The organism is Blautia sp. HCP3S3_B11, from assembly GCF_052064435.1.
Lineage (GTDB): Bacteria > Bacillota > Clostridia > Lachnospirales > Lachnospiraceae > Blautia_A.
This window is the reverse complement of the sequence record NZ_JBQHVP010000036.1, coordinates 1-9,688: the sequence shown is the minus strand read 5'-3', so window position 1 is coordinate 9,688 and position 9,688 is coordinate 1. Positions and strand designations below refer to the sequence as shown.

Genomic DNA, 9,688 nt, shown 5'->3' with positions numbered 1-9,688 from the left:
CAACAGTATCCAGACTGGGATGAAGAAGATTTTGACTATGAATAATGCGTTGTTTGGACATGACGAGAGTTAATTTTATAGGAAGTTAAGACTATCATTTATAAAGTTGTAAACTGGTGAAAATACAGGAAAATGACAAAAATTGATAAAATATGTAAATTTTTAGTTATATTTTAAGCATTCTATGGTACACTGGTATAGTATATCAAAAATGGGAGGGAAACTCGAAAATGAGCAAAAAAGAAGGAAAAGGGTTAAAGTCTTTTAACAAGGGATTTCAAGTGCCTGACACCTACATTATTATCTTTTTAGTAGTTGTTGTCGCAGCACTTCTGACTTTCCTTGTACCAAAGGGATTTTACGAAACACAGGATATTTCGTACATGATCAATGGTGTTGAGAAAACCCGTACAGTAATCAAAGACGGAAGTTTCCAGTATCTGACAGACGATGCAGGAAATGTAGTAACAGAAGGAGTAGCACTCTTTAGTGGAGATGGTGGAACAGGATTCTTTAACTATATGTATAACGGAATCGTAAATAGTTCTGCAATCGAGATTATCGCATTCCTTATGGTAGTAGGTGGTGCATTCGGTATCATGATCCGTACAGGTGCGATTGAATCCGGATTGATCGGATTGATCCGTAAGGCAAAGGGAGCAGAAAAACTGCTGATTCCGATACTTTTCGTACTGTTTTCTCTTGGTGGAGCAGTTTTTGGAATGGGAGAAGAAGCACTTCCGTTTACTATGATTCTTTGTCCATTGTTTGTAGCAGTTGGATACGATTCAGTTATCGCAGTTCTTGTTACTTATGTTGCAACACAGATTGGTTTCGGTTCATCATGGATGAATCCATTCTCTGTAGGTATTGCACAGGGTATTGCAGGTATTGATGTATTCTCCGGAGCAGGGTTCCGTATGGTAATGTGGGTAGTATTTACAGTTCTTGGCTGTGGAATGACTATGTTCTATGCGTCAAAGATCAAAAAGACTCCGACAATCTCAATCGCATATAAGACTGATTCATATTTCCGTGAGCAGAATGAAAAAACAGGAATTGACGAAGGACATTCATTTGGTCTTGGACACATTTTAGTTCTTCTGACACTGGCTGCTACAGTTGTATGGGTAGTTTGGGGAGTTATGACTCAAGGATACTACATGCCGGAGATTGCTACTCAGTTCTTCATTATGGGAATTGTTTCCGGTGTGATTGGAGTTATCTTTAAACTGAACGATATGAAACTGAATGATATCGCAACATCATTCAAAGATGGAGCAAAAGACCTGATCGGTGCTGCACTTGTTGTTGCTATGGCACAGGGTATCATGCAGGTTCTTGGTGGATCTGATCCGACAACACCTACGGTTATTAATACAATTATGTATAATATTTCAAATGCACTGTCTGGAGTTTCCGGAGCAGTTGCAGCAGTACTTATGTATCTGTTCCAGTCCGTATTCAACTTCTTCGTTGTATCCGGAACCGGACAGGCTGCGATCACAATGCCAATCATGGCTCCACTGTCAGACCTGTTAGGTGTTTCACGTCAGACAGCTGTAGTTGCATTCCAGCTTGGTGATGCATTTACTAACCTGATTGTTCCTACATCCGGATGCCTGATCGGATCTCTTGCAATTGCAAAGATTGAGTGGTCTAACTGGATTAAATTCATGTGGAAATTCCTTGGCGTATTAATGATTGGTGCAATTATTACAATTCTTATTGCAGTTGGAACTGGATTCTAAAACATACATTTGATAATTGAGAGTGATTTATGATGAAATTAATTCAGAATATTGATGTCTATGCCCCACAGCATCTGGGGAAAAAAGATGTACTTATAATCAATGATAAGATTGTCAAGATTAAAGATGCAGGTTCTATATCCGCAGAGGGATTTCTTTCTGAGGCAGAAATGATCAATGGAGAGGGGTTACTTTTAACTCCGGGATTCATTGACTGTCATGTTCATGTACTTGGAGGCGGTGGCGAAGGTGGATTCGCCAATCGTACTCCGGAAGCAACTATGGAAGGACTTACGAAGTTTGGAGTAACAACAGTTGTTGGTTGCCTTGGAACGGATGGAATCGGTCGTGATATGTGTGCACTGGTTGCAAAGACAAAAGGATTGAATGAGCAGGGAATGTCTGCATACTGTTATACAGGCAGTTATCAGATTCCGGTTCATACGTTGACGGACAGTATTGTCAAAGATATTATGATGATTCAGGAAATCGTTGGAACTGGAGAAATCGCGATCTCTGATCATCGTTCTTCACAGCCGACTTTTGAGGAATTTGCACGTGTTGTTGCGGATACAAGACTTGGCGGTGTTCTTTCCGGGAAAGCTGGTATTGTAAATGTTCATCTTGGCGACAGTCCGAGATGCTTAGATCTTATTGAACGAGTGGTAGATGAGACAGAGATACCGGCTTCTCAAATACTGCCAACACATATCAATCGAAATGAGATGCTTTTTGGCAAGTCGATTGAGTATGCGCTGAAAGGCGGAGCAGTCGACTTTACAGGAAATGAAGATATTGACTATTGGGAAACTATCTGTGATGAGGTACGTGTATGTAATGGTATCAAGCGGATGTTGGATGCAGGAGTAAATCCTGACCGTATGACAATTTCTTCTGATGGACAGGGAAGCCTTCCGATGTACAGTAGTGATGGCGAATTCCTTGGAATGGGCGTTGGACAGTCCAGCTGCCTTCTGAAGGAAGTAAAAGAATGTGTGTTTAAAACAGAAATTCCTTTAGAAATAGCTATTTCTACAATTACATCTAATCCGGCAGATATTCTTCGCCTCAAAGGAAAAGGTAAGGTTAAAGAAGGCTATGATGCGGATCTTTGTATTCTTGACCAGGAACTTCAGCTTGTTGAAGTAATTGCAAAAGGGAATACAGTTTATACAAAATAAAGTATATTGATGTTAGAAGCATCAGTCATTCAGTTGGCTGGTGCTTTTTGCAATATTAAATTCACTTTAATAAGCACTTTATGATATAATGGGCTCGTAGTCTTTTACAGACATAAAGTACAGTTTACAAGGGACTACACAGGGTAACGGTCTGACGGGAGGATTACCGCCCGTCAGATTTTCCATGTAATGTTCAAGCTGTCGCTTGTGGCGGCAACGGTGGTAATCATCAAATCCACCACCCGCCGCTTGTCGTCAAAGGATACATCGTCCCATGTGTCGAGGTAGCCGGAAATCTGGTTGACCTGTCCCGGGCTGATGGTTTCCACCGTCAGCTCGGCTATCTGCTTCACAAGTTCCTGCTTGCGCCCGTCCAGTTCCGCTATCTTCACATTCACATAGGAGAGCAGGACATTGTTCGCGCCCGTCAGACTGTCCACCAGCTTTTCAATCTCGCTGTCCACATGGAGAAGCTCTACTTGCAGGGCGGCGATTTTGGGATTGGCCTTTGCCGCTTTCTTCCTGCCCGTCAGCGTCTTGTGCTTTTCCAGCTTCTTCACCATCTGCTGGTAAACCACCGCTTCCAGTTCGGAAGTGATGATTTTCCCACAGCCCGGACAGCTTTTATTGTCCAGCCGTTTCGTACAGCGGAGATATTGCCTGCCGGACGGATTGAAGATACTCATAAGCGCATATCCGCAGTTCCCGCACTTGATTTTCCCCGCCAGCCATGTGTGGGTGGCTTTTCGGGCGGACTGGATTTTCATGTTGTTCATCAGCTTCTTGCGGCAAGCCAGCCATATATCCGCCGGAACAATGCCCTCATGGGGAGCCAGCACCAGCATTTGGTCTTTCAAGTCGTTTTTCTTGCTGGGCTTCACATCCCGCCCCTGATACAGATAACAGCCGTTTGTCCCCGTAAAGTCGGCGGCGTCATTGACGATAACCGTACCCTGGCTTTTGAAAAATTCGTACACATCCAAGTCCGCCTGCACATAGACGGGATTGCGTAACATCTGCGCCAGTGTGGGGCGTATCAGTTCCTTGCCGTAGAACAAAATCCCCTGTTCGGCAAAGTACCGGGTAATGTCCCCGTAAGAGGTTGTGGGCTGGGCGTACATCTCAAATATCAGCCGGATATTGGCCGCTTCGTCCGGGTTTACCACCAGCTTCTTTGTGTTGATACCGTCCATTTTGATAGGCTCGGTGTGGAAGCCGTAAGGGGCTTTCCCGCCCATCTTGAAGCCCCGCTGACTGCGGGAGTAGTAAGCGTCTGTCACCCGCTTCTGTATCGTTTCCCGTTCAAGCTGGGCGAACACGATACAGATATTCAGCATAGCCCGCCCCATCGGGGTGGAGGTATCAAACTTCTCCGTAGAGGACACAAACTCCACATCGTACTGCTGGAACAGTTCCATCATGTTGGCAAAGTCCAGAATGGAACGGCTGATACGGTCAAGTTTGTAAACAATGACCTTTGCAATCAAGCCCCGCTTAATATCCCGCACCAGTTCCTGAAACTTCGGGCGGTCTGTGTTCTTGCCGCTGTACCCTTTGTCTGTGTATTCCTTACAGTTCCCGCCTTTCAATTCGTATTTGCAAAACTCAATCTGGCTTTCAATGGAAATGCTGTCCTTTTTGTCTACCGATTGCCTTGCATAGATCGCGTCTATCCTGTTATTCATTTTGTCGCTCCTTTTCTTAAAAAGAAACGGAGCTGCTGACAGTTCTATTATACCGCCAGCAGCCCCGCAAATCAACGATGGCTTCGGGATTTATGCCCCGGCTTCCTCTTTCTGCCGCTTATCGGCATATTTGCGGAACACCTCATAAAGCTGCTGCTCCAGTTCCCGGCGTTTGGTCGCTTCCTGCTCCGGCGTGAACACCGGGGAGAGGTTTTCCAGCGTGATTTCCTTTCCCTGAAAAGTCACGACTTCTGTTTCCTTTTTGTATCTGATATTGTTACTTATAAAATCACCTTTCCTTTCCATACTGCCGCTGCTGCCGTTTCAGTTCCGCCAGTATATCCGGCGGGATACGGTCAACCAGCCTTTGCATATCGTGCAGTTCGCTTTCCAGCTTTGCCCGCTCCATGCGGTCTTTGATTTTGCCGCTCTCGCTGGCTCTGGCTCGTGCTTCCAGCTTCTCATTTTCTGCCAGCAGGTCATTGATTGTGACCTTGTACTTTTTCAACTGCCCGGAGAAATTCTCCATCTGCGGGAACCACTTTTTCAGCATGGAGAGGGCTTCCTCTTTTTTCTTTCCGGCGTTCAGCGGGTTAATGCCGTCCAGTGTGGCTTCAATGGCTCTTGCCTGCCGGGAGAGGGAAACCGCCTGTTTGAAAAGCCGGGTGGGGATATGCTTCCGGCCTGTCTTGCTGGCGCTTTCCCCACGCTCCAAGTCGGGATATTTCTCCACCATGTAGGCGTGAAAATCATCCTGCCACTTCGTCAGGTTTGCCCGGTTGCCGATAATCTCCTTAGCGCACAGGCGGTTGTCCTTTGTCAGCGGAACAAAGGTCAAATGCAGGTGGGGCGTTTTCTCGTCCATGTGTACCACCGCCGACACGATATTTTCCCGCCCTACCCGGTGGGTGAGGAAATCCGCCGCCCTCTGGAAAAACGCCTGTATCTCCTTTGGGGATTTCCCCTTGAAAAACTCCGGGCTGGCGGTTATCAGCGTATCGACAAACCGTGTGCTGTCCTTGCGGGTTCGGCACCCGGCCTGCTCAATCCGGCTCTGAATGAAGTGGTAATAGCGTCCCTCCGGCTTGACGATATGGAAGTTGTATTTGCTCCGGCTGGTGTCAATATCAGGGTTGCTGGCGTATTGGTCTTTCTGCCGTTCGTGATGGGCTTCCAGCGGCCTTGCCGGGTTGCCCTTGTGCTTCTCAAAACGCAAAATTGCGTGCTGTGCCATTCTGCTCCTTTCCCCATTCCTTTCCTATCCGGGGTTTTCCACAGGGAAAATCCCGCAGAAAATAGCTCGGATAGGATTGGAATGGATAGAATATAAATCAATCTTTTTATCTTTGTATTTCTATATACCGTCCGGTTTTCGTACGTCTCAGGAGTGATTTCCGTACTTCATGGGTACGGTTTTCAGTCCTCCGGCGTACTAGAACCGAATTTCTTGAAGTCGGTGTTTGGAACCGCTTCATAGGATTTTGGGAAAATGCGGTTGGGTTTTCCACAGCCCTGCTTCTGGATCTCCACCAGTCCGGCGTATTGCAGTTCCCGCAGGGTATTCACCGCTTTCTGCCGCCCACAATGGAGCAGTGTGACCACTTCACAGATAGGGTAATACAGGAAAATCCGTCCGCAGTCATCCGCCCACCCATTCTTGCGGGATAACTCTGTCCGGCGCAGGATAAAGGCGTACAGAACCTTTGCCTCGTTGGACAGGGGCTTGAATGTGGGGGCTTCAAAGAGAAAATTCGGGAGCCGGGTGAAGCTGAACGCCTTTTCCGGCTGGTGGATATAGATGGTATTTGTCATAGTTCGTTTTGTGGACGGTTAGAAGCCCGTTTTCCGGGGCGGGCGATACTTTATACCACCTGCCCCGGTTTGGGGCTTGCAAAGCCTGATAAATCAAGGCTTTTTTCGCTCCTAACTGTCCACAGCAGACCTCCTTTTCCGTTCACTTTCTGTTTTCTGCCGCCTGTGAACTCTGGCGGCACAGCCGGGGCAGTATTTTGCCCGGTTGGATTTGGGGACGAACACGCCACCGCAGACCGCACAGCGTTTCAAGTCCTTATCCCGGAAAATTTCCGCTTCCAGCGTCCCGTCCAGCGGCAAGACCGCCCAGCGGAACCACTTACAGCAGACCGAGAAAGAAATCGTCTGCGGGCAGGTGCAGGTGTCCCCATCGTCAAGGACAATGCAGTTGCCGTCCTCACAGCAACAGCACTCCCGGCGTATCAGGCTGGCCGCCTGTTTTCTCTGCGCCGGGGTCATGCGGTAAAGGGAACCGTCCGGCCTGCGTTCCAGCGGCGGCAAGTCTTTATAGGGGTTATCTCTCATGCGTTCCCTCCATTTTGCTTTCCGTTGCCGTTCTCCCCGAAAAGGTTTCCTGCCCCATTCCTGCGGCGTATTCCGGCGTTGGCACGCTCCCCGCAGCTTCGGGACGTTTTGTCCCGAAGTGACCTCTGGACAAAGTGTCCAAAAGTCCGGCTCCTGGCGGTGCTTCCCCAGCCGTGGTATTCTCTTTTCGGACGGTCATTCTGTTTTCAAGGTGCTGTCCATCGATGAACTACCCTAAGTCTACACGAAAAAAATGCAAATCCCGGCTTTTTGCGAGAATTGCATTTTGATAAAGTTTACACTTTGGAAATTGCATTTTTGCAATTATCTTGTATAATGGAAGTATGCGGAGGAGGTGCGTGTCTATGGCTTTACCCGGAACACCCGGACAGCGGATTTCCGATTTATGCAACGGGAACCACATCACACAAAAGGAACTTGCGGAGAAGATAGGCGTTTCCGCTTCCTAATTGAGCCGCATTGTCAGCGGCGAAACAAGAACGGTAAGCAGTGATATTCTCATAGGTGTGGCAAAGGAATTTAAGGTATCGACAGACTACATACTGGGCTTGTCTACCGTGAGCGTCCGTAAAAGTTACGATATTTCTGAATTAGGCTTGTCAGAGGGGGCCGTGAGGGGGCCGTGAGGGGGCTTGTGACGGGTGCTGTTGATGTGCAAATCCTCAACCGTCTGTTGGAACACAGGAATTTTCCCAAGCTGATAGATTTGATACGGATTTATTTTCAGGATACGGCGGCAAAGGGCATAACAGCAAGAAACCAGCTTATCGAGATGGCAACGGCTTCCCTGTCCGACCTGATGAAAGAACACCCGGAACACCGGGCGGAAGCAAAGCAGGATTTACAGCTTTTGAACGCCCAGAAGATGGGGGAACATGAGGCGGAGATTGAGAAAATCAAAAATGTGTTCCTTGCTATCCTGCGGGATATTAAGAAAGACATTGACAACGGGGAACAGCCGGGAGAAGCTGTGACCGCCGCGATGTTCCAAGCCATGCGGGACGCATTGGCGGAACAGAAGCAAAACCCGCTTTCCATTGACGATGTAGCGGCGATGGTTGCCGGACAGATCGGACAGCTTACGCCGATGGATGAAGAAACTGCCGACCTGTTCAAGCAGTTGGCAAAAAAGATGATGAAAGGAATAGAATAATAGCCTGTTATTCGAGATAATAATATGCCATTAGTAAAGCATGACTACCCTGTTTTAGAGTACGATACCGCATCAAAAGCTGTTTTTCAGCCGGGAAATGGGAAAAAATGTTTTCCTGCAAAAGCAGTGTTTGCTTTTTTAGGAGACGAGGTTGAAAATTATGCACATACCCATGATGGAATACAGATAGATGAATTTGAAAGTGCAACAAGACGATATCCTATTTATGAATGTCTTTATAATCAGGAGAAAATATGTCTATGTCCGGCTCCTGTGGGAAGTGCTGCTGCCGTCCAAGTTTTAGAATATTTAATTGCAGGGGGTGTAACAAAGATTATTTCCGTCGGCTCCTGCGGCGTATTGGAAGACATCCCGGAAAATAGATTTTTGATACCTGTTTCTGCATTGAGAGATGAGGGAACATCTTACCATTATCTTCCTCCCTCCCGAGAAGTAGAGATTTCAAAGGCTGGTATAAATGCGATTGAATCTGCTTTAAGCCAAAAGAATATACCATATTGGGAAGTTAAAACATGGACAACAGACGGTTTTTATCGAGAAACAGTAGAAATGGTTCAGTATCGGAAAGAAGAGGGATGTCAAGTAGTAGAAATGGAATGTTCCGCATTGGCGGCGTGTGCAAAATTTAGAAAAGTTACATGGGCTATGCTGCTTTTTTCAGCCGATACTCTTGCAGACCCTCATAAATACCAAGAAAGAGAATGGGGAAAAACAAGTATATCCATAGCCTTAGAATTAGCCTTAGACGCTGTTTTATCAGTTGTTGAGGAGTAAAAATAAATACATATAGGAGTTACAATGAATATAAATGAATTTCCACAACAAGTAAATCAAGTTATTTCAATAGCAGAAACCATATTACAAGGTCAAATATTGGGGATATATTTATATGGTTCAGCAACAATGAATGGGCTGCGTCCAGATAGTGATATAGATATACTGATAATTACTAAACAAGAATTGAGTAATTCAATCAGAGCAGATCTAACAAAGCAATTATTGAAAATTTCTGGCTCCGTAGGCTGTATTGAAAAAAGACCTTTAGAGGTAACTATTATCAATCAATCTGATATTGTTCCGTTGCAATTTCCGCCAAAATGTCAGTATATGTATGGTGAATGGCTAAGGGGAGAGATGGAAGCAGGAGAATATCCGCAAGCCTGCAATGACCCAGATATAATGATTTTATTATGGCAAGCAAGAAAAAATAGCATAACTTTGAAGGGGGCGGAAAGCAAAGAGCTTATTCCCGCTATCCCATTTCACGAAATTAAAAAAGCAATTCGGTTTTCTTTACCTGGTTTGATTTCCAGCTTTAAGGGTGATGAAAGAAATGTGTTATTAACCTTATCACGAATGTGGTTTACTTTAGTAACAGAAGAAATCACGACAAAAGATGTTGCCGCAAAATGGGTAATTTTAAAATTGCCGGAGAGATTCCCCCCCCTCAGCCTGTCCGAAAACCTTATTTTTAGGCATAAATTTAGCCCCTTTCCTTCATCTGTGACATTGAAAACTGAATAAAATACACAGGATGAA

Annotated in this window: 10 protein-coding genes and 1 pseudogene; 6 read left to right on the top strand and 5 right to left on the bottom strand. The window is 45.9% G+C overall.

The features are described 5' to 3' along the window. Positions 1 to 230: 230 nt before the first annotated feature. Together yfcC and iadA are read left to right on the top strand one after the other, a co-directional pair. Positions 231 to 1,751, top strand: coding sequence for a putative basic amino acid antiporter YfcC (gene yfcC, locus ACTNC0_RS17890; protein ID WP_441088446.1), 1,521 nt, complete (start codon positions 231 to 233; stop codon positions 1,749 to 1,751). A 32-nt stretch (positions 1,752 to 1,783) separates the two neighbouring features. Beyond that, positions 1,784 to 2,932 (top strand): beta-aspartyl-peptidase, encoded by a 1,149-nt coding sequence (gene iadA / locus ACTNC0_RS17885; protein ID WP_441088447.1) that lies wholly within the window; start codon positions 1,784 to 1,786, stop codon positions 2,930 to 2,932. A gap of 173 nt (positions 2,933 to 3,105) precedes the next feature. Here iadA and ACTNC0_RS17880 read toward each other — a convergent pair whose 3' ends face one another. From ACTNC0_RS17880 to ACTNC0_RS17860, 5 genes are all read right to left on the bottom strand, one after another. After that, a complete protein-coding gene (locus ACTNC0_RS17880) occupies positions 3,106 to 4,617 on the bottom strand; it encodes a recombinase family protein (RefSeq protein WP_007215987.1) in 1,512 nt (503 codons plus the stop codon). A gap of 90 nt (positions 4,618 to 4,707) precedes the next feature. After that, positions 4,708 to 4,923 (bottom strand): hypothetical protein, encoded by a 216-nt coding sequence (locus tag ACTNC0_RS17875; RefSeq protein ID WP_007215986.1) that lies wholly within the window; start codon positions 4,921 to 4,923, stop codon positions 4,708 to 4,710. Beyond that, complete coding sequence (gene mobV / locus ACTNC0_RS17870) at positions 4,907 to 5,851, bottom strand: MobV family relaxase (protein ID WP_007215985.1); 945 nt, start codon at positions 5,849 to 5,851, stop codon at positions 4,907 to 4,909. The genes ACTNC0_RS17875 and mobV overlap by 17 nt, the downstream gene beginning before the upstream one ends. Before the next feature lie 182 nt (positions 5,852 to 6,033). After that, positions 6,034 to 6,429, bottom strand: coding sequence for a replication initiator protein A (locus ACTNC0_RS17865; RefSeq protein WP_441088445.1), 396 nt, complete (start codon positions 6,427 to 6,429; stop codon positions 6,034 to 6,036). A 111-nt stretch (positions 6,430 to 6,540) separates the two neighbouring features. Then, a complete protein-coding gene (locus ACTNC0_RS17860; RefSeq protein ID WP_058722955.1) occupies positions 6,541 to 6,954 on the bottom strand; it encodes a cysteine-rich VLP domain-containing protein in 414 nt (137 codons plus the stop codon). A gap of 365 nt (positions 6,955 to 7,319) precedes the next feature. On the opposite strand from ACTNC0_RS17860, the gene ACTNC0_RS17855 reads away from it, so the two are divergent. From ACTNC0_RS17855 to ant(9), 4 genes and pseudogenes are all read left to right on the top strand, one after another. Then, positions 7,320 to 7,424, top strand: coding sequence for a helix-turn-helix domain-containing protein (locus tag ACTNC0_RS17855; RefSeq protein WP_441088444.1), 105 nt, complete (start codon positions 7,320 to 7,322; stop codon positions 7,422 to 7,424). Between the two features lie 185 nt (positions 7,425 to 7,609). Continuing rightward, a complete protein-coding gene (locus tag ACTNC0_RS17850; RefSeq protein WP_441088443.1) occupies positions 7,610 to 8,128 on the top strand; it encodes an XRE family transcriptional regulator in 519 nt (172 codons plus the stop codon). A gap of 24 nt (positions 8,129 to 8,152) precedes the next feature. Next, on the top strand, positions 8,153 to 8,923 hold the full coding sequence (locus ACTNC0_RS17845) for a nucleoside phosphorylase (protein ID WP_002578723.1): 771 nt from the start codon (positions 8,153 to 8,155) through the stop codon (positions 8,921 to 8,923). Positions 8,924 to 8,947: 24 nt separating this feature from the next. Beyond that, positions 8,948 to 9,598: pseudogene (gene ant(9), locus ACTNC0_RS17840) on the top strand (aminoglycoside nucleotidyltransferase ANT(9)); the annotation flags it as partial. Positions 9,599 to 9,688 lie beyond the last annotated feature (90 nt).

Coding starts and splice junctions, on each gene's coding strand:
- yfcC (WP_441088446.1), top strand. CDS start 231: ATGAGCAAAAAAGAAGGAAAAGGGTTAAAGTCTTTTAACAAGGGATTT.
- mobV (WP_007215985.1), bottom strand. CDS start 5,851: ATGGCACAGCACGCAATTTTGCGTTTTGAGAAGCACAAGGGCAACCCG.
- ACTNC0_RS17855 (WP_441088444.1), top strand. CDS start 7,320: ATGGCTTTACCCGGAACACCCGGACAGCGGATTTCCGATTTATGCAAC.
- iadA (WP_441088447.1), top strand. CDS start 1,784: ATGAAATTAATTCAGAATATTGATGTCTATGCCCCACAGCATCTGGGG.
- ACTNC0_RS17865 (WP_441088445.1), bottom strand. CDS start 6,429: ATGACAAATACCATCTATATCCACCAGCCGGAAAAGGCGTTCAGCTTC.
- ACTNC0_RS17880 (WP_007215987.1), bottom strand. CDS start 4,617: ATGAATAACAGGATAGACGCGATCTATGCAAGGCAATCGGTAGACAAA.
- ACTNC0_RS17860 (WP_058722955.1), bottom strand. CDS start 6,954: ATGAGAGATAACCCCTATAAAGACTTGCCGCCGCTGGAACGCAGGCCG.
- ACTNC0_RS17875 (WP_007215986.1), bottom strand. CDS start 4,923: ATGGAAAGGAAAGGTGATTTTATAAGTAACAATATCAGATACAAAAAG.
- ACTNC0_RS17845 (WP_002578723.1), top strand. CDS start 8,153: ATGCCATTAGTAAAGCATGACTACCCTGTTTTAGAGTACGATACCGCA.